Source organism: Streptomyces sp. DSM 106670 (assembly GCF_055792845.1).
The window spans coordinates 3,163,694-3,182,209 of the sequence record NZ_CM147704.1 but is presented as its reverse complement, the minus strand read 5'-3'; the positions used below and the strand labels follow the sequence as shown (position 1 = coordinate 3,182,209).

Annotated in this window: 16 protein-coding genes and 1 tRNA gene; 6 read left to right on the top strand and 11 right to left on the bottom strand. The window is 71.7% G+C overall.

The features are described 5' to 3' along the window. The first annotated feature begins 38 nt into the window (after nucleotides 1-38). Nucleotides 39-848 (top strand): trans-aconitate 2-methyltransferase, encoded by an 810-nt coding sequence (locus ACSMXR_RS14030; protein WP_364884635.1) that lies wholly within the window; start codon nucleotides 39-41, stop codon nucleotides 846-848. Then, nucleotides 848-1,225: a VOC family protein gene (locus tag ACSMXR_RS14025; protein WP_137234278.1), complete on the top strand. Its 378-nt coding sequence runs from the start codon at nucleotides 848-850 to the stop codon at nucleotides 1,223-1,225. Before ACSMXR_RS14030 ends, ACSMXR_RS14025 begins: the two co-directional genes overlap by 1 nt. A gap of 78 nt (nucleotides 1,226-1,303) precedes the next feature. On the opposite strand, the gene ACSMXR_RS14020 is transcribed toward ACSMXR_RS14025, so the two are convergent. Together ACSMXR_RS14020 and ACSMXR_RS14015 are read right to left on the bottom strand one after the other, a co-directional pair. Continuing rightward, entirely contained in the window at nucleotides 1,304-1,990 is a 687-nt protein-coding gene (locus ACSMXR_RS14020) for a TetR/AcrR family transcriptional regulator (protein WP_137234279.1), read from the bottom strand. Next, nucleotides 1,987-2,982, bottom strand: a complete 996-nt coding sequence (locus ACSMXR_RS14015) for an acyl-CoA desaturase (RefSeq protein WP_137234280.1) — start codon at nucleotides 2,980-2,982, stop codon at nucleotides 1,987-1,989. Before ACSMXR_RS14015 ends, ACSMXR_RS14020 begins: the two co-directional genes overlap by 4 nt. A 402-nt stretch (nucleotides 2,983-3,384) precedes the next feature. Between ACSMXR_RS14015 and ppc the strand changes: the two genes are divergently transcribed. Continuing rightward, nucleotides 3,385-6,114 (top strand): phosphoenolpyruvate carboxylase, encoded by a 2,730-nt coding sequence (gene ppc, locus ACSMXR_RS14010; RefSeq protein WP_030086285.1) that lies wholly within the window; start codon nucleotides 3,385-3,387, stop codon nucleotides 6,112-6,114. A 45-nt stretch (nucleotides 6,115-6,159) separates the two neighbouring features. Here ppc and ACSMXR_RS14005 read toward each other — a convergent pair whose 3' ends face one another. The 7 genes from ACSMXR_RS14005 to ACSMXR_RS13975 form a co-directional block, all read right to left on the bottom strand. Further along, nucleotides 6,160-6,630, bottom strand: coding sequence for a hypothetical protein (locus tag ACSMXR_RS14005; protein ID WP_137234281.1), 471 nt, complete (start codon nucleotides 6,628-6,630; stop codon nucleotides 6,160-6,162). Nucleotides 6,631-6,752: 122 nt separating this feature from the next. Then, nucleotides 6,753-7,346, bottom strand: a complete 594-nt coding sequence (gene pth, locus ACSMXR_RS14000; protein WP_473171993.1) for an aminoacyl-tRNA hydrolase — start codon at nucleotides 7,344-7,346, stop codon at nucleotides 6,753-6,755. Nucleotides 7,347-7,476: 130 nt separating this feature from the next. Then, on the bottom strand, nucleotides 7,477-8,067 hold the full coding sequence (locus tag ACSMXR_RS13995; RefSeq protein ID WP_137234283.1) for a 50S ribosomal protein L25/general stress protein Ctc: 591 nt from the start codon (nucleotides 8,065-8,067) through the stop codon (nucleotides 7,477-7,479). A gap of 209 nt (nucleotides 8,068-8,276) precedes the next feature. Beyond that, nucleotides 8,277-9,254, bottom strand: coding sequence for a ribose-phosphate diphosphokinase (locus ACSMXR_RS13990; protein WP_007455203.1), 978 nt, complete (start codon nucleotides 9,252-9,254; stop codon nucleotides 8,277-8,279). A 120-nt stretch (nucleotides 9,255-9,374) separates the two neighbouring features. After that, nucleotides 9,375-10,823 carry a bifunctional UDP-N-acetylglucosamine diphosphorylase/glucosamine-1-phosphate N-acetyltransferase GlmU gene (gene glmU / locus ACSMXR_RS13985; protein WP_364884629.1) on the bottom strand — a complete coding sequence of 483 codons (1,449 nt, stop codon included), beginning with the start codon at nucleotides 10,821-10,823 and terminating at the stop codon, nucleotides 9,375-9,377. A gap of 108 nt (nucleotides 10,824-10,931) precedes the next feature. Continuing rightward, a tRNA-Gln gene (locus tag ACSMXR_RS13980) sits at nucleotides 10,932-11,003 on the bottom strand. Beyond that, nucleotides 11,004-11,897 carry a hypothetical protein gene (locus ACSMXR_RS13975; protein WP_473171992.1) on the bottom strand — a complete coding sequence of 298 codons (894 nt, stop codon included), beginning with the start codon at nucleotides 11,895-11,897 and terminating at the stop codon, nucleotides 11,004-11,006. It lies immediately after the preceding tRNA gene. A gap of 156 nt (nucleotides 11,898-12,053) precedes the next feature. On the opposite strand from ACSMXR_RS13975, the gene ACSMXR_RS13970 reads away from it, so the two are divergent. Continuing rightward, nucleotides 12,054-13,385, top strand: coding sequence for a sensor histidine kinase (locus ACSMXR_RS13970; RefSeq protein ID WP_103507386.1), 1,332 nt, complete (start codon nucleotides 12,054-12,056; stop codon nucleotides 13,383-13,385). A gap of 188 nt (nucleotides 13,386-13,573) precedes the next feature. On the opposite strand, the gene ACSMXR_RS13965 is transcribed toward ACSMXR_RS13970, so the two are convergent. Together ACSMXR_RS13965 and ACSMXR_RS13960 are read right to left on the bottom strand one after the other, a co-directional pair. Continuing rightward, on the bottom strand, nucleotides 13,574-14,074 hold the full coding sequence (locus ACSMXR_RS13965) for an SUKH-3 domain-containing protein (protein WP_137234286.1): 501 nt from the start codon (nucleotides 14,072-14,074) through the stop codon (nucleotides 13,574-13,576). Nucleotides 14,075-14,084: 10 nt separating this feature from the next. Next, nucleotides 14,085-14,609, bottom strand: a complete 525-nt coding sequence (locus tag ACSMXR_RS13960; RefSeq protein ID WP_030086269.1) for a YwqJ-related putative deaminase — start codon at nucleotides 14,607-14,609, stop codon at nucleotides 14,085-14,087. Between the two features lie 235 nt (nucleotides 14,610-14,844). Between ACSMXR_RS13960 and ACSMXR_RS13955 the strand changes: the two genes are divergently transcribed. Together ACSMXR_RS13955 and ACSMXR_RS13950 are read left to right on the top strand one after the other, a co-directional pair. Beyond that, nucleotides 14,845-15,822: an SMI1/KNR4 family protein gene (locus ACSMXR_RS13955; protein ID WP_137234287.1), complete on the top strand. Its 978-nt coding sequence runs from the start codon at nucleotides 14,845-14,847 to the stop codon at nucleotides 15,820-15,822. A gap of 5 nt (nucleotides 15,823-15,827) precedes the next feature. Further along, on the top strand, nucleotides 15,828-18,422 hold the full coding sequence (locus tag ACSMXR_RS13950) for an SUKH-4 family immunity protein (RefSeq protein ID WP_473171991.1): 2,595 nt from the start codon (nucleotides 15,828-15,830) through the stop codon (nucleotides 18,420-18,422). Nucleotides 18,423-18,516 lie beyond the last annotated feature (94 nt).

Here is an 18,516-nt window from a genome sequence, read left to right as displayed (position 1 = left end):
CTTGACATCAAGATAGTCTCGGCGTGATCCTGATGCCCATGACGCCCACTCCCGAACCCACCTGGGATCCGCGGCAGTACCTGCGCCACGCGGACCATCGCACCCGCCCCTTCCAGGACCTCCTGGCCCGCATCGGCGACCTCCCCGGCCACCCCGCACCCCGCATCGCCGACCTCGGCTGCGGCGCGGGCAACGTCACCACGCTCCTCGCGGACCGCTGGCCGGAAGCCCGGATCACCGGCTACGACACCTCGCGCGAGATGCTCGCCGAAGCCGCCGCCCACGCCCGGCCGCCCCTGCTCGACTTCGCCGAGGCCGACGCCGCGACCTGGCAGCCCACCGAGACGTACGGCCTGATCGTCTCCACCTCCGCGCTCCAGTGGATCCCCGGCCACGCCGACCACTTCCCCCGCTGGCTGGACGCCCTCGCCCCCGGCGGCACCCTCGCCTTCCAGGTCCCCGGCAACTTCACCGCCCCCAGCCACACCCTCCTGGCCCGCCTCCGCGAATCCGACCGCTGGCGCCCCCGCCTCCACGGCGTCGGCGACCGCACCGCATCCGTCCTGGACCCCGCCGACTACCTCACCCGCCTCCGCGACCTGGGCTGCACGGCCGACGTCTGGGAGACCACCTACCTCCAGACCCTGCACGGCGACGACGCGGTCCTCGACTGGGTCAAGGGCACCGCCCTGCGCCCCGTCCTCACCGCCCTCGCCGACGACCCGGCCGCCCGCGACGCGTTCCTCGCCGACTACCGCGACCTGCTCCGCGAGGCCTATCCGCCGGGCCCGTACGGCACGGTCTTCCCGTTCCGCCGCATCTTCGCCGTCGCCCGCAAGGAGAAATGATGACCGCCGCCGTGGGCCTCGCCGCCGTCGACCACGTACAGCTCGCCGCCCCGCCCGGCTCCGAGGACGCCCTGCGCGCCTTCTACACCGAGGCCCTGGGCATGACCGAGATCCCGAAACCCCCGGTGCTCGCCGCCCGCGGCGGCTGCTGGTTCGCCGCCGGACCGGTCCAGCTCCACCTGGGCGTCGAGGAGGACTTCCGCCCCGCGAAGAAGGCCCACCCGGGCCTGCGGGTGAACGGAATCGTGGCGTACGCGGCCCGCCTGGAGTCCCACGGCGCCGACGTCACCTGGGACGACCACCTGCCCGGCCACCGCCGCTTCTACGCCCACGACCCGGCCGGCAACCGGCTGGAGTTCCTGGAGCCGGACGCATGACCGGCCCGGACGCATGACCGGCCCGGAGGCCTGCCGGCCGGGCCCGTCGGTCCGGTCCGGCGGGCCTCCGGCAGCTGCTCAGCTCTTCCGGTGCCCTATCAGCCGCGGCTTCGACTCCAGGTTCTCCAGCCCGTGCCAGCACAGATTCACCAGATGGGCGGCGACCTCCGCCTTCTTCGGCTTGCGGACGTCCAGCCACCACTGGCCCGTCAGCGCCACCATGCCCACCAGCGCCTGCGCGTACAGCGGGGCCAGCTTCGGATCGAAGCCCCGGGCCTTGAACTCCAGGCCCAGAATGTCCTCCACCTGCGTGGCGATATCGCTGATCAGCGAGGCGAACGTGCCCGTCGACTGCGCCACCGGCGAATCCCGCACCAGGATCCGGAAACCGTCCGTGTACGACTCGATGTAGTCCAGCAGCGCGAACGCCGCCTGCTCCAGCAGCTCACGCGGATGGCCCGCCGTGAGCGCCCCCGTCACCATGTCCAGCAGCTGGCGCATCTCGCGGTCGACCACCACCGCGTACAGGCCCTCCTTGCCGCCGAAGTGCTCGTACACCACCGGCTTGGACACCCCGGCGCGCGCCGCGATCTCCTCCACCGACGTGCCCTCGAAGCCCTTGTCGGCGAACAGGGCGCGCCCGATGTCCAGCAGCTGCTCACGGCGCTCCTTGCCCGTCATCCGGACCCGCCGGGCCCGCCGGGAGGGGGAAGGACTGCTCTTCTCGCTGCTCGTACTGGAGTCGGTCGCCACGTCGTCAATCATGCCGCGTCGGCCGGTACGGACGTGCGCCGGGAGTCGATACGCGCGGCATCCGGCCACCGTACGTCCGTGGCCCAGCCCAGCTTCTCGAACCAGCGGATCAGCCGGGCGCTGGAATCGATCTGCCCCCGCATCACCCCGTGCCGCGCGCTCGTCGGGTCCGCGTGGTGCAGGTTGTGCCACGACTCGCCGCACGACAGCACCGCCAGCCACCACACGTTCCCCGACCGGTCACGGGACTTGAAGGGCCGCTTGCCCACCGCGTGACAGATCGAGTTGATCGACCAGGTCACATGGTGCAACAGCGCCACCCGCACCAGCGAACCCCAGAAGAACGCCGTCGCCGCACCCCACCACGACATCGTCACCAGACCGCCGACCAGCGGCGGAATCGCCAGCGAGACGATCGTGAAGGTCAGGAAGTGGCGCGAGATCGCCCGGATCGCCGGGTCCTTGATCAGATCGGGGGCGTACTTCTGCTGCGGCGTCTGCTCCTCGTCGAACATCCATGCGATGTGCGCCCACCACAGCCCCTTCATCAGGGCCGGCAGCGTCTCGCCGAACCGCCACGGCGAATGCGGGTCGCCCTCCGCGTCCGAGAACCGGTGGTGCTTGCGGTGATCGGCCACCCACCGCACCAGGGGCCCCTCCACCGCCAGCGAACCCATCACGGCCAGCGCGATCCGCAGCGGCCGCTTCGCCTTGAACGAACCGTGCGTGAAGTACCGGTGGAAGCCGATCGTGATCCCGTGGCAGCCGATGAAGTACATCGCCACCAGCAGACCCACATCCAGCCAGCTCACCCCCCACCCCCACGCCAGCGGCACCGCCGCGACCAGCGCCACGAACGGCACCACGATGAACGCCAGCAGCGCGAACTGCTCGATCGACCGCTTCTTGTCGCCGCCCAGCGTGGCGGGAGGCAGCGAGGCATCGGCCGCCCCGGGCGGCTCGGTCTCGTCGATCACCTGGGGAGCATGGGGAGTGCTCGGCATGGGGGAGTACCTCGGAGGGTGAGGGGAGCGGTACCAGGACGGCCGTGGCTACGGTTCCGTAACCTACGGCTTGGTAAGTATGGCAGTGACGGGCCCCACAACACGAGAGGCCGCTCCAACCCGTCCCACGCGGTAACCCGCCCGCCCCCGGGGTAGGGGACAACCGCCCGGGTGTCTCCCGGGCGGCGACCGCGACCCCCGCCGGGGCCACGGACACGCCGCCTGCGACGACACCTATCCTGGGAGCGTCGGACAGCGCGGTCCGCACCCGCTCGTCGGGGCGTGGCGACAGCACCGCTGCCAGCCGCAGGGCCCCGGACCCCGCCACCCGCCCCCACCACCGGACACATGGGGACGGCGAAGCGAACGCACCTCCTCATTCACTGCAAGGAGCCGCACACTGTGAGCAGTGCCGACCAGACCCCTGCCGCCAGCCCCGCGCTGCGCGCCGACATCCGCCGCCTCGGCGACCTCCTCGGCGAGACCCTCGTACGCCAGGAGGGCCAGGAGCTCCTCGACCTCGTCGAGCGGGTCCGCGCCCTGACCCGCACCGACGGCGAGGCCGCCGCCGAGCTCCTCGGCGACACGGACCTGGAGACCGCCGCCCAGCTCGTGCGCGCCTTCTCCACCTACTTCCACCTCGCCAACGTCACCGAGCAGGTCCACCGCGCCCACGAGATGCGCGACCGCCGCTCGGCCGAGGGCGGCCTGCTGGCCCGCACCGCCGACCGGCTCAAGGACGCCGACCCCGAGCACCTGCGCGAGACGGTCAAGAACCTCAACGTCCGCCCCGTCTTCACCGCGCACCCCACCGAGGCCGCCCGCCGCTCCGTCCTCAACAAGCTGCGCCGCATCGCGGCCCTCCTGGAGACCCCGGCCATCGAGGCCGACCGCCGTCGCCTGGACCTCCGGCTCGCCGAGAACATCGACCTCATCTGGCAGACCGACGAGCTCCGCGTCGTCCGCCCGGAGCCCGCCGACGAGGCCCGCAACGCCATCTACTACCTCGACGAGCTGCACGCCAACGCCGTCGGCGACGTCCTGGAAGACCTCGCCGCCGAACTGGACCGCGTCGGCGTCGAACTCCCCGCCGGCACCCGCCCCCTCACCTTCGGCACCTGGATCGGCGGCGACCGCGACGGCAACCCCAACGTGACGCCCGCCGTCACCTGGGACGTCCTGATCCTCCAGCACGAGCACGGCATCACCGACGCCCTGGAGATGATCGACCACCTCCGCGGCCTCCTCTCCAACTCCATCCGCTACGCCGGAGCCACCGAGGAACTCCTCACCTCCCTCCAGGCCGACCTGGAACGCCTCCCCGGCATCAGCCCCCGCTACAAGCGGCTGAACGCCGAGGAGCCCTACCGCCTCAAGGCCACCTGTATCCGGCAGAAGCTCGTCAACACCCGCGAGCGCCTCGCCGAAGGCACCCCCCACCGCCCCGGCTGCGACTACCTCGGCACCGCCGAGCTCCTCGCCGACCTGGAGCTCATCCAGACCTCCCTGCGCGAGCACCGCGGCGGCCTCTTCGCCGACGGCCGGATGGACCGCACCATCCGCACCCTGGCCGCCTTCGGCCTCCAGCTCGCCACCATGGACGTACGCGAACACGCCGACGCCCACCACCACGCCCTCGGCCAGCTCTTCGACCGGCTCGGCGAGGAGTCCTGGCGCTACGCCGACATGCCCCGCGACTACCGGCAGAAGCTCCTCGCCAAGGAACTGCGCTCGCGCCGCCCGCTGGCCCCCACCCCGGCCCCGCTCGACGCGGCAGGCGAGAAGACCCTCGGCGTCTTCCACACCATCAAGCAGGCCTTCGAACGCTTCGGCCCCGAGGTCATCGAGTCCTACATCATCTCGATGTGCCAGGGCGCCGACGACGTCTTCGCCGCCGCCGTCCTCGCCCGCGAGGCCGGACTCATCGACCTGCACGCCGGCTGGGCCAAGATCGGCATCGTGCCGCTCCTGGAGACCACCGACGAGCTCAAGGCCGCCGACGTCATCCTCGACGCGATGCTCGCCGACCCCTCCTACCGCCGCCTCGTCTCGCTGCGCGGCGACGTCCAGGAGGTCATGCTCGGCTACAGCGACTCCTCCAAGTTCGGCGGCATCACCACCTCCCAGTGGGAGATCCACCGCGCCCAGCGCCGGCTCCGCGACGTCGCCCACCGCTACGGCGTACGCCTGCGCCTCTTCCACGGCCGCGGCGGCACCGTCGGCCGCGGCGGCGGCCCCTCGCACGACGCGATCCTCGCCCAGCCCTGGGGCACGCTGGAGGGCGAGATCAAGGTGACCGAGCAGGGCGAGGTCATCTCCGACAAGTACCTCATCCCCGCCCTCGCCCGCGAGAACCTGGAACTGACCGTCGCGGCCACCCTCCAGGCCTCCGCCCTGCACACCGCACCCCGCCAGTCCGACGAGGCCCTCGCCCGCTGGGACGCGGCCATGGACACCGTCTCCGACGCGGCCCACGGCGCCTACCGCAAGCTCGTCGAGGACCCGGACCTGCCCGCGTACTTCCTCGCCTCCACCCCGGTGGACCAGCTCGCCGACCTGCACCTGGGCTCGCGGCCCTCCCGCCGCCCCGGCTCCGGCGTCTCGCTCGACGGCCTGCGCGCCATCCCGTGGGTCTTCGGCTGGACCCAGTCCCGCCAGATCGTGCCCGGCTGGTACGGCGTCGGCTCCGGCCTCAAGGCCCTGCGCGAAGCCGGACTCGACACCGTCCTCGAAGAGATGCACGAGCACTGGCACTTCTTCCGGAACTTCCTCTCCAACGTGGAGATGACGCTCGCCAAGACCGATCTGCGCATCGCCCGGCACTACGTCGACACGCTCGTCCCCGACGAGCTGAAGCACGTCTTCGACGCCATCGAGGCCGAGCACGCGCTCACGGTGAGCGAAGTCCTCAAGGTCACCGGATCCACCGAACTGCTCGGCACCAGCCCGGTGCTCCAGCAGACCTTCGCCATCCGCGACGCCTACCTGGACCCGATCTCCTACCTCCAGGTCTCGCTGCTGGCCCGCCAGCGCCAGGCCGCCGAACGCGGCGAGGAGCCCGACCCGCTGCTCTCCCGCGCCCTGCTGCTCACCGTCAACGGAGTCGCGGCGGGCCTGCGCAACACCGGCTGACCGTCAACACCGGCCGACCGTACGGAACACCTCGGGGCGGCCCTGCTACAGCGCGACGAACGTCGCCACCAGCAGGGCCGCCCCCGCCGTTCCCACACCCCACGCCGTACGCGTCAGCCGCAGCCCGCCGCCGATCACGAACGCGGCCAGCACCAGCGCCCCGCCCAACGGCACCCAGGCATGCAGAAAGCCCGGCAGCCCCGTGCGGACCACCGCATCGGTACCGGGCTTCACCACCACGGGGAAACGATCCCCCTTCCGCGCCGCGACGGACGCGTCCAGCGTCACCCGCGGACGCTCCCGCGACACCGAGTCCGGCTCGTACGACCCGGTGCACGTGTCCTCGCCGCACCCCGTCACCGTCACGGTCCCGTGGTCACGGCCCTTGGCCAGAACGATGTGGTGCGCGGTGTCCCACGACGACCACGCACCCGCGACCAGCAGCACCAGGACCACCAGCCCCATGGCCGCCCGACGGCCCGCGACCGCCGCACGCTGGGAAGAGCTCCGCTTCATGGGGGCCGATCCTTGGCCAGACCCGCACCCCCGGTCAACCTATGGCCGAAAAACGCCCCACCAGCACCAGGAATGTCAGGAGTTGTACGCGGCGGAGGAGTACGACGAACCGGGCACCGCCCTCAGGAGTTGTACGCGCTCTGCGCCCGCTCCAGACCCTCCGCCAGCAGACACTCCACCGCGTCCGCCGACCGGTCCACCAGGAACTCCAGTTCCTTGCGCTCCGTCGACGAGAAGTCCTTCAGCACGAAATCCGCGACCTGCATCCGCCCCGGCGGCCGCCCGATCCCGAACCGCACCCGGTGATAGTCCGGACCCATCGCCTTCGTCATCGACTTCAGTCCGTTGTGCCCGTTGTCCCCGCCGCCCAGCTTCAGCCGCAGCGCCCCGTAGTCCACGTCCAACTCGTCGTGCACCGCCACGACATGGTCCGTCGGCACCTTGTAGAAGTCCCGCAGCGCCGTCACCGGCCCGCCCGACAGATTCATGTACGACATCGGCTTCACCAGGATCACCCGCCGGCTCGCCGGACCCGGCGGACCGATCCGCCCCTCCAGAACCTGCGCCTGCGCCTTCTGCGCCCGCTTGAACTTCCCGCCGATCCGGGTCGCCAGCAGATCGGCGACCATGAACCCGACGTTGTGCCGGTTCGCCGCGTAGTCGGGACCCGGATTGCCCAGGCCCACGATGAGCCAGGGGTCGGTGGCGTCGGACATCAGCGCTCGGTCTCCTCGGTTACGGCTACGGCTTACGGCACAGGCAAACGGGGCGGCGGCCCCCGGAAGGGAGCCACCACCCCGTCAGTCAAGCAGGTGGAACAGAAGTGGTGCGGGTGGAGCGCGAGGCTCAGGCCTCGGCGGACTCGCCCTCGCCGGCCTCGTCCGCGGCCGGCTCCTCGGCCTGCGCGGCGACGACCTGGATCACGATGGCGTCCTCGTCACCGGCGAGCACGGAGCCCTTCGGCAGCGCGATGTCCTTGGCCTGGATGGAGTCACCGGCGTCCAGGCCCGCGACGGAGACCGTCACGGACTCGGGGATGTGGGTGGCCTCGGCCTCGACCAGCAGCGTGTTCTGGACGAACTCCAGCAGGTTGGCGCCCGGCGCCAGGTCGCCCTCGGCGTGCACCGCGATCTCGACGTTGACCTTCTCGCCGCGCTTCACGGTCAGCAGGTCGACGTGCTCGATGGTGCTCCGGAGGGGGTGACGCTGCACGGCCTTCGGGATGACCAGCGCGTCCTTGCCGTCGATCTCCAGACCGATCAGCACGTTGGCCGTACGCAGCGCGAGCAGCAGCTCGTGGCCCGGCAGGGTGACGTGGACCGGCTCGGCGCCGTGGCCGTAGACGACCGCGGGAACGCGGTTGGCGCGACGGACGCGGCGGGCGGCGCCCTTGCCGAACTCGGTACGGACCTCGGTGGCGAGCTTGATCTCGGCCATGGTGCACTCCTCGTCAGGTACGGAGAGCCGTCGGGGGTGACGGAACTCGAACGGTCACCCGGCCCACGACAGACCTGCTACGAAGAGCGCGTCGATAACGGACCGCCGTACACATGGGTACGGCCTCCCTCGCCGAGCAACTCGCTGAGTCTACCCGGCGGGGAGGCCGCACCCCAAAGTGGATCACCAGAGGATGATCGTCACTGCTGTCAGCCCTGCTCCTCGAAGAGGCTCGTCACCGAACCGTCCTCGAACACCTCACGCACCGCACGCGCGATCGTCGGCGCGATCGACAGCACCGTGATCTTGTCCAGCTCCAGCTCACCCGGGGTCGGCAGCGTGTCCGTGAAGACGAACTCGCTCACCTTCGAGTTCTTCAGCCGGTCCGCCGCCGGACCCGACAGCACCCCGTGCGTCGCCGTCACGATGACGTCCTCCGCACCGTGCGCGAACAGGGCGTCGGCGGCGGCGCAGATCGTGCCACCGGTGTCGATCATGTCGTCGACCAGCACACAGACGCGGCCCTCGACGTTGCCGACGACCTCGTGCACGGAGACCTGGTTCGGCACGTCCTTGTCACGGCGCTTGTGCACGATCGCCAGCGGCGCGTCCAGCCGGTCGCACCAGCGGTCGGCGACCCGCACGCGGCCCGCGTCCGGCGACACGATCGTCAGCTTGGAACGGTCGACCTTCGCGCCCACGTAGTCCGCCAGGATCGGCAGCGCGAACAGGTGGTCCACCGGGCCGTCGAAGAAGCCCTGGATCTGGTCCGTGTGCAGATCGACGGTGAGGATCCGGTCCGCGCCCGCCGTCTTCATCAGGTCCGCCACCAGACGGGCCGAGATCGGCTCACGGCCGCGGTGCTTCTTGTCCTGGCGGGCGTAGCCGTAGAACGGCACGATCACCGTGATGGAGCGGGCCGAGGCGCGCTTCAGCGCGTCCAGCATGATGAGCTGCTCCATGATCCACTTGTTGATCGGAGCCGTGTGGCTCTGGATCAGGAAGCAGTCCGCGCCACGTGCCGACTCCTGGAACCGCACATAGATCTCACCGTTGGCGAAATCGAAGGCCTTCGTCGGCACGAGTCCGACTCCCAGCTGATGGGCGACCTCCTCGGCCAGCTCGGGGTGGGCGCGGCCGGAGAAGAGCATCAGTTTCTTCTCGCCGGTCGTCTTGATCCCGGTCACAGCACAGTCTCCTCAGACGTGTATCTGGCGCTGCACGCATAGGTCCCGATGTGCAACGAGCCAGCCGAAATGGGGTGAGCATCTATCACGGTACGCCGTCACCGGCGCACCTGTTTCCGGTCAGCTTTGGCCGTCGGTCTCCTGCGCGGATGCCTGAGCGGCCTGAGCGGCGGCGCTGCCCGGACGCTTCCGGGCCACCCAACCCTCGATATTCCGCTGCTGGCCCCGCGCCACGGCCAGCGAACCGGCGGGCACGTCCTTCGTGATGACCGACCCGGCGGCGGTGTAGACCCCGTCCCCGACCGTGACAGGCGCCACAAACATATTGTCGGAGCCGGTACGGCAGTGGGAGCCGATCGTCGTGTGGTGCTTGGCGACGCCGTCGTAGTTCACGAAGACGCTCGCCGCACCGATGTTGGTGTGATCGCCGATGGTCGCGTCACCGACGTAGCTGAGGTGCGGGACCTTGGTCCCTTCCCCGATCGTGGCGTTCTTCATCTCCACGTACGTACCGGCCTTGGCCTTCGTGCCCAGCCGGGTGCCCGGCCGCAGGTAGGCGTACGGCCCCACGGACGCCCCGGGCCCGACCTCGGCCGAGAGCGTCACGGTGTTGTCGATCCGGGCGCCGGCGCCGACGAGGGTGTCCTCGATCCGCGAGTTCGGCCCCACCTCGGAGTCCTCCGCGAGATGCGTCGTCCCCAGCAGCTGGGTCCCCGGATGCACGACCGCGTCCCGCTCGTACGTCACGGTCGCGTCGATCAGCGTGGACGCCGGGTCGACGATCGTCACACCGGCGAGCATCGCCCGCTCCAGCAGCCGCTCGTTCAGCAGCCGGCGCGCCTCGGCCAGCTGGAGCCGGTTGTTGATGCCGAGGATCTCGCGGTGGTCGCCCGCCACGGACGCCCCGACCCGGTGCCCGGCCTCGCGCAGGATGGAGAGCACATCGGTGAGGTACTCCTCGCCCTGGCTGTTGTCGGTACGCACCTTGCCCAGGGCGTCGCCCAGCAGCCGCCCGTCGAACGCGAACACCCCGGAGTTGATCTCCGAGATGGCCCGCTGCTCGTCGGTGGCGTCCTTGTGCTCGACGATCTCGGTGACCGCGCCGGTGGCGGGGTCGCGCACGATGCGCCCGTAACCGGTGGAGTCCGGAACCTCGGCGGTGAGCACGGTGACCGCGTTGGCGTCGGCGGTGTGGGTGGCGGCGAGCGCGCCGAGCGTCTCGCCGGACAGCAGCGGGGTGTCGCCGCAGACGACGATCACGGTCCCGTCAACGGCCCCACCGAGCTCTTCGAGCCCCATGCGGACGGCGTGCCCGGTGCCGTTCTGCTCGGCCTGGAAGGCGGTGCGCACGGGGGCGTCGCCGGCGTTCAGATGCGCGGTGACCTGCTCACTGGCATGTCCGACGACCACGACGAGGTGCTGGGGGTCCAGCTCACGGGCGGCGGCGACGACATGTCCGACGAGCGAGCGCCCGGAGATCTCGTGCAGAACCTTGGGAGTCTTCGACTTCATGCGGGTGCCCTCACCCGCTGCGAGGACGACGACGGCTGCCGGGCTGGTTGCGCTCACGGATGTGCCCTTCGGCTTCGGGTGGTGGTCATCCGCAGGATACCGGGGGTGTTTCCGGTGGAAACGGGGGCGGGCCCCGACCGGTGTGGTCGGGGCCCGATGCGTGAGCTCCGCCGGCTGGATTCGAACCAGCGTCTCAAGGCTCCAAAGGCCTGCGGGATGCCGCTACCCCACGGCGGATCACGCCTCAACCCTACCGGGTCGATCACCGCTCATGAGCCGAGAGGTGGCACCTGCCGCGATCCCCGACCACCACCCTTCGATGCGGCGGTAGAGGGTCGCACCCTTGGCGACGCGGATGACCAAGCACCCTCGGTACGAATCGCCCACGTTCTTCCGGACCGTCTTCGGGTTGTGCTTCTTGAGCGTCGTCTTGCGGAGAGCGGAAACGTCGATGCCGACGAGGTCGGCCCAGTAGCTCTCGGCGGCTGGGACGTCGGCAGTTTCGTGGATCATCACCCGGTAGGCGAGGCGGTCGCGGGATACGTCCAGCAGATCCAGCCAGGCCAGATAGACGGCTATGACATCCGGATCGCTGTTGATGAAAGTGACGTTCTCACGCCGGTCGTAGGTCTTGTCCTTACTGCCCTCCGCCCAGTACAGGGCGATTCCGGCAAAGAAGAGCTCACGGTCCGACATGGTCGCGGTCTCCTTCCGCGCGGCAGATTTCGTCCGCTGCCGTTCGGTGTCTCGGACCGCCAGTTCATGGTCCCAGCGCATGCGCCCCGCGAGGCGAGCCTGTTCGATGGTGCTACGGCTGCGCTCCGGCTTCGGCAGGTCCCGTACCCACAGCGAGATCGAACTCTTCGAGCAGCCCAGCTCCACCTGGATCCGGTCGTAGGTCATGCCCTGGAGCCGAAGCTCGCGGGCCTTCGCGCGCAGATCGTCCTTGGCGTTCGGGCGCTTCGTCCACTCCGGTGCGGGCTCGCCTTGCAGGAGCCGGTTGAGGATGTCGTTGTTGTCGACGTGGAGCAGGTCGCGGATCCGGCGGCGGCTGAGCCCCTCCCTCCGCAGCGCCACCGCCCGCTCGCGTAAGCCCTCGAAGTCGGCGTACTTGCCTGTGGTCTCCGTCATACGCGGATCGTTGTCCGGAATCCGAACGTCCGGGTCGAAAGCGTGGTCGATTCGCCATTTCAGGCGATCGGCATGCGTTTCGTGCTTGTTCGAATGCGGAACGTGCTGTTGCCGGTCACCCGAAAATGAGATGCGTCCGCCCGTAGGCTGGATGCCATGACCGCAACGGGGGCAGACCGGGAAGCGGCGGGATCGACCACCCGCGGCTACTGGTGGTGGGAGCGGCGACGCAGTGTCGCCCTGGACGTGGGACTGGCGCTGGTTTCGGCGCTGGAGTGTGGCCTGGAGGGGGTGGAGTTCGCCCGGAACACCGGGATTCCGGTGCCGGTGGGCGTGGTGTTCGGGCTTCTTGCCGGTTCGGTGCTGCTGGTACGCCGGCGGTGGCCGATCGCCGTGGTGCTCGTGACGATCGCCATGACGCCCGCCGAGATGGGCTTCCTGATGGCCCTCGTGGGCCTCTACACCCTGGCCGCGTCCGAGGTGCCGCGCCGGATCACCGTCGTCCTGGCCGGGATGGCGCTGGTGGGGACGTTCATCGTCACCTACGTACGGCTGCGCCAGAGCGTCGCCGAACAGGCCGACTTCGGGCCGGGGGACTGGTACGTCCCGCTGATGTCCGTCTTCATGGCGGTGGGGCTCACGGCCCCGTCCGTGCTGTTCGGCCTCTACATAGGGGCCAGACGCCGCCTGATGGAGAGCCTGCGGGAGCGGGCCGATTCGCTGGAGCGGGAGCTGTCGCTGCTCGCGGACCGGGCCGAGGAGCGAGCCGAGTGGGCGCGTACGGAGGAGCGGACCCGGATCGCCCGGGAGATGCACGACGTGGTCGCCCACCGGGTGAGCCTGATGGTGGTCCACGCCGCGGCGCTCCAGGCCGTCGCGCCGAAGGACCCGGCGAAGGCGGTGCGCAACGCGGCGCTGGTCGGCGACATGGGCCGGCAGGCGCTCACGGAGCTGCGCGAGATGCTCGGGGTGCTGCGGACCGGGGACGCGCTGACCGCGCCGGCCGCGGCGGGTGCGGTTCCGCTGGCGTCGGTGAAGCAGGTGGCCGCGGCCGCCGCTGCCGCCGCCTCGGAGGACGGGCCCCGGCTGGACGAGCTGGAGGCGCTGGTCGCGCAGTCGCGGCAGGCGGGGATGACCGTCGAGATGTCGGTGGACGGTGAGGTGCGGCCGTATCCGCCGGAGGTCGAGCAGACCGCGTTCCGGGTGGTGCAGGAGGCGCTGACGAACGTGCACAAGCATGCGGCGGGCGCGAAGACGTGGGTGCGGCTGGCGCACCGGGACGCCGAGGTCGCGATGCAGGTGGAGAACGGGCCCTCGGACTCGGCGGCGGCGGATGCGGGGCTGCCGAGTGGGGGGAACGGGTTGGTGGGGATGCGGGAGCGGGTGCAGGGGCTGGGGGGTGTGTTCGTGTCCGGTCCTACGGACGCGGGGGGCTTCCGGGTCTCAGCGGTGCTCCCCGCCACCCACCCCGGCCTGTCCGGAGCGTGAGGCCGCCCCTCCCAGCCCGTCCGGCGTTTGAGGACGGAAGCCTGGTGGTGGGGTAGCGGCACCCTTTGCCCGGCCGGCAAGCGATGGTGCCCGTTCGTCCCGAGCGACGGTTCCGTCCTCAAACGCCGGACGGGCTGAGTGGTGGCCGGTTCCGCCCTCACGCGCCGGACGGGCTGGAAGCACGTGGCTCAGGGCGAAGACAGGCGGGACGGTTGCGTGCCCGTTACCAGTGTGGCCAGGGCCTCGTCGATGTCCTGGCCCAGGAACCAGTCCCCCGTGTGGTCGATGCTGTACACCCGGCCCTCCGTATCGATCGCCAGGACCGCCTGCTCCTCCCCCTCCGCCCCCAGCGGGCTGACCTCCGTCTCCAGGGCGCGGCCGAGGTCGCCCAGCGTCCGGGCCAGGTGCAGCCCGCTCAGCGGGTCGATCCGTACCGAGGCCGGCGCGATCTGCCGGCCCGGCGCGGACGCCGTGATGTGGAGGCCGCCGAACTCCGCCCAGGCCTCCACCGCCGCCGGAAAGACCGCGTGCCGGTGGCCGGCCGGAGAGGCGTGGGAGCGCAGCGCGTCGGCCCATTCCTCCGCCTGGCGGATGTCCCAGCGCCCGGGCTGCCAGCCCGCCTCGCGCAGGGCGGCGTCGACGGCGACGGGGAAGCGGGTGGTGGAGGTGTGCTGCTGACGGTCGTGCATCGGTGGGCGGTCAGCCCTTCTCGGCGGTGGTCGCGGCGCCGGTGGAGGTGAGGTCGACGGGGCGTACGCCGAAGTGGGACAGGAGTGCCGAACAGGATCGGCAGGGTGGTGCGTAGCTGCCGTGGAGCGGATCGCCGTCCTCGCGGATACGGCGGGCGGTGAGCCGTGAGTGTTTGAGCGCACGGCGCGCTTCCCCGTTGGTCAGGGGTTTTCGCTGGGCGCGTTTGGAGCGCCCGCTCTCGGCGGCGGTGAGCTGACGGGAGAGGAGTATCGCTTCGGGGCAGCGCCCGGTGAAGCGTTCGCGCTGGCCGCTGGTGAGGGTGTCGAGGAAGTCCTGGACGAGCGGGTGGAGCACCGGCGGCTGGTCCCCCTTGCCCGCGGTGCAGGTGAGCGTCTCGCCGCGTACGGACAGGGCGGCGGCCACCGCGGGAAGGATCCCGTCGCGGCGGTGGATCAGTCGTGGCGTACGGCTGGTCTCGGTGCTGCTCCAGGTGAGTCGCGGATCCCCTGATGTGACGGTTTGTGTCGAATGCATCGTGTTGACGTCCCTCCCTGCAATCCCCCGAGTTGCGGGGACAGCCTGCCAAATGTGCCAGGTGGTGGGGAAGCTGGGGCGGGGAAACGTGTCTGCGTGTCGCCCGAAGGTGCGAGACCGTCGCCTCACCGTCACGCGAATGTGACCGTTCGTGACGGAACCGGCGGGACGGGACCCCCTGTTGCCCCACCGCTTAGGCTGTGCGGAACACCGGACGCAGCAGGGGGCATCAGCCATGACGACAGGTCGGCTCGGGCAGCAAGCCGCGCCACCGAACGCCGCCTATGCCGGGCAGGTCGTGAACTTCCCGGACCCGGTCCGGGCGGCCCGCCACCCCGCAGGGGTGCGGATGGACGGGAGCGGCCACCCGGTTCTTTCGCCGTACGCGCGCGCCGCCGCGGAGATCGCCGATCCGCCTCCGGGCTTCGGCATCGACGAGCTGCGCCTGACCGACTACGTGTCGGCGAACGCGGCGATGGCGGCGAGCGGTCACGACCTGTGGGACACGATTCCCGCGGTGGCGACCCCGCACGGCTGGACCTGGCACCACGTGCCGGGCGGCCGGCGGATGGAGCTGGTGCCGGTCGAGGTGAAGGCGCTGCTGCGTCATCACGGCGGCCTGGCGGGTACGGACGTGGACCAGAACCGGCGGGGCACCCGCCCGTTGCAGGAGACCCGTCCGGCGCACTTCCGGCTGCGCAAGGGCGCGGTCGCGGTGAGCGAACAGCAGGTGCAGGGCGTCGAGGAGGACCTCGGCTACCGGCTGCCCGGTGCGTACCGTTCCTTCCTCAAGGCGGCCGGCGGTTCGGCCCCGGTGGGCGCGGCGTTGGACGCGGAGCTGGGGCTGCTGGTGGACCAGCCGTTCTTCACGGTGCGTGACGAGGCCGCGATGAACGACCTGGTGTACGTGAACAAGTGCCTGCGGGACCACTTCACCAAGGACTATCTGGGCGTCGCGTTCGTCCAGGGCGGGATTCTGGCGGTGAAGGTGCGCGGCCAGGACGTCGGTTCGGTGTGGTTCTGCCCGTACGACGATGCCCGGGACCAGGACGGCTGGAGTGTCCAGGAGCGTGTGGAGCGGCTGTTGCTGCCCTGCGGTACGGACTTCGACGCCTTCCTGCAGCGGCTGGCGGGCAATCCGCCGGAGCTGGAGACCGTGGCGAACCTGATGGTGGACGGCGGCTTCGCGCGCGCCGTCCCGGTGGAGGGGTGAGCGCGGTGGTGACTTTCGCGCAGGCGCAGGAGCGGGCGGACGAGTGGGTCAACGGTGACGTGCCCGCGTATCAGCACCGTGAGGTGCGGGTCCGTGAGTTCGAGCTGGGTTTCGTGGTGTGGGCCGAGGACCGGCCCGAGGGCCCGGTCTCGGACGGCGGCCGTCAGCGGCTGGTGATCGCCCGGGACAGCGGCGAGGCCACGTTGTGGCCGGGGCTGCCGGTGGGCGAGGTGATCCGGCGGTACGAGGAGGAGTACGGCGCACCGGCCGGTGCGCCGACGCCCGCTCCGGAGCCGCCGCAGCGGGTGGATCTGAACCAGACGTCGTTCCTGCTGACTCCGCCGGAGTGGCTCCAGGAGGCGGCTGACAAGCTGGGGATTCCGGATCACCGCGCGGAGCGGCGGGATTCGGGGCCGGATTCGGAGTCGGAGTCGGTGTCGCATGCGGACTCGGGCGCGAACCCGGGTGCGCGGGCGGGCGAGCCGTCCCCGTCGCCGTCCTCGGCGGCATCGGGCGAGACCCCTGTTCCCGGTCCGGTCGCCACGTCCGCGACACCGCCGCCCTCCTCTCCTCCTTCCCCCTCTTCCGCCGGGGGCTCCGCCGCGTCGTGGCCCGCCGCCGGTGGTGGCGACGCCTACGAGCCCACGGCCTCCGACGGTGTGCCCGCCGGGGCGACCCCCTGGGCGGGTACGGACACCAACTCCGACTCCGACGACGCGGCCGTCCCGCTGCCCGCGACGGTGTTCGCGCCGCCGCTGTCCGGGACGGACGACGAGGAGGCCCCGCCGCCGGTCGTCCCGGCGGAGGCGCCCACCGCGCTGATGTCCGGAGGCAGCCAGCTGCCGCGTACGCAGGTGGCGCCGGCGCTCCGGCCGGAGCAGGGTGCGTCGGACGGGGCCGGTGACATCGCCGACGCGGCCACCAGCAAGGCCGTGGTGCCGCCGCGCGGAGCGCGTGGCGGCGGTCCGTCGACCCCGCCGCCGCCCGGTGCGCCCGGGATTCCCGGTATGCCGCCGGGTGCCACGCCGCCGCCTTCGGGCCCGGGGGCGCCCGGGGCCCCGGCGGGCGGGTACGTCCCGACGCAGCTCGTCTCCCAGCTCGGCCCGCCCGGACCGCCCGCGCCTCCGGGTCCGCCCGGTCCGCCCGGTGCTCCCGGCGCGACGCCGCCCCCGGGCTCCACTCCGCCGCCCGGGCCGCCCGGTCCGCCGCCGGGCGCCACGCCGCCGCCGGGTGGCGGGGTGCACCACGCCGCGACGATGCTCGCCGACGGAAGCAGCATCGGCGCGGGTCTGCCGGGCCCGGGTACGCCCAGGCCGCCGGGTCCGCCCGGCGCACCCGGCGCCCCGCAGCCTCCCGGTCCGCCCGGTGCTCCCGGTGCTCCGCGGCCGCCCGGCCCGCCGGGTCCGCCGCCCGGTGCCACGCCGCCTCCGGGTGGCGGGGTGCACCACGCGGAGACGATGTTCGCGAGTCCGGGCCAGGTCGGTCCGCCCGGTCCTCCCGGCCCGCCCGGTGCCCCGGGCGCCTCGCCCGTCGGCGCCCCCGGTCCCGTACCGCAGCCGCCGGGCCCGCCCGGTCCGCACACCCCGCCGCCCCCGGCGTACGGCTATCCGCAGCAGCCCACCGGTCAGCCGACCGTGGGCCCCGGCTACCAGGCCGTGCTGCGGTACCGGGCTCCGGACGGCAGCGAGCAGCAGCTGATCCGCCGCTCGGCGCCGGGCACCCCGCACCCCGAGTGGCAGATGCTGCACGAGCTGCGGGCGATGAACGTGCCGCCGCAGCAGGTCATCGAGCTGCACACCGAGCTGGAGTCCTGCGAGCTGCCGGGCGGCTACTGCGCCCGGATGATCCGGGAGACCTGGCCGCAGGTGCGGATCACCAGCGTCGCCCCGTACGGCACGGATCACGCCAGCCGGCAGCAGGGCATGCAGCATCTGCTGACGCACCAGGGCGAGCTGCACCAGGTCGCGGACGGACCGGCGCGGCCCGCGCCGGTGCGGGCGCCGCTGCCGCAGCTGCCGCCCGCGCCCGCGCTGCCGCCGGAGGCGGTGGCCGAGGAGCTGGTGCAGGCGTTCGGTCCGCAGGGCATCCTGCGGTTCGACCAGCGGGCGGTGTCCCGTCAGGGGGTGCCCGAGATCGTCGCGCAGACGCTGGTCTGGGCGGGGCTGCCCGCCGATTTCGGGCCGTTCTTCTGGGCGCAGCCGGGGCAGCCGGTGGTGCCGACGCTGGGCGAGCTGGCGGCGCAGCGTCAGGTGCAGGCCGCGCCGGACGCGGGGGCGTACCTGGTGATGGGCACGGACTTCGGCAAGGCGCTCTGCGTCCAGTACGGGACGGCGAACATTGTGGCCGTTCCGGTGGAGGCGGGGCCCGGCGGGCAGTCGGTGCCGCCGCAGTTCGTGAACACCGGGCTGCCGGAGTTCGTGCGGTCGATGGCGCTGCTGGGCCGGATGTGGCGGCTGAGGTTCGGGCTGAACCCGGAGCAGGCGGGCCGCTGGACCGTCGACTTCCAGGCACAGCTGGTGGCGCTCGACCCGGCGGCGCTGGCGTCGCCGGAGAGCTGGTGGTCGGTGCTGCTGGAGCAGATGTGGGACGGCCTGATCTGAGCCGTACGCGGTGCCGTGAGCGGTGCCGTACGCGGTACTGAACGGCGAGCGTGTACGAGGCGCCCGGACCCGGAGAGGGGCCGGGCGCCTCGTC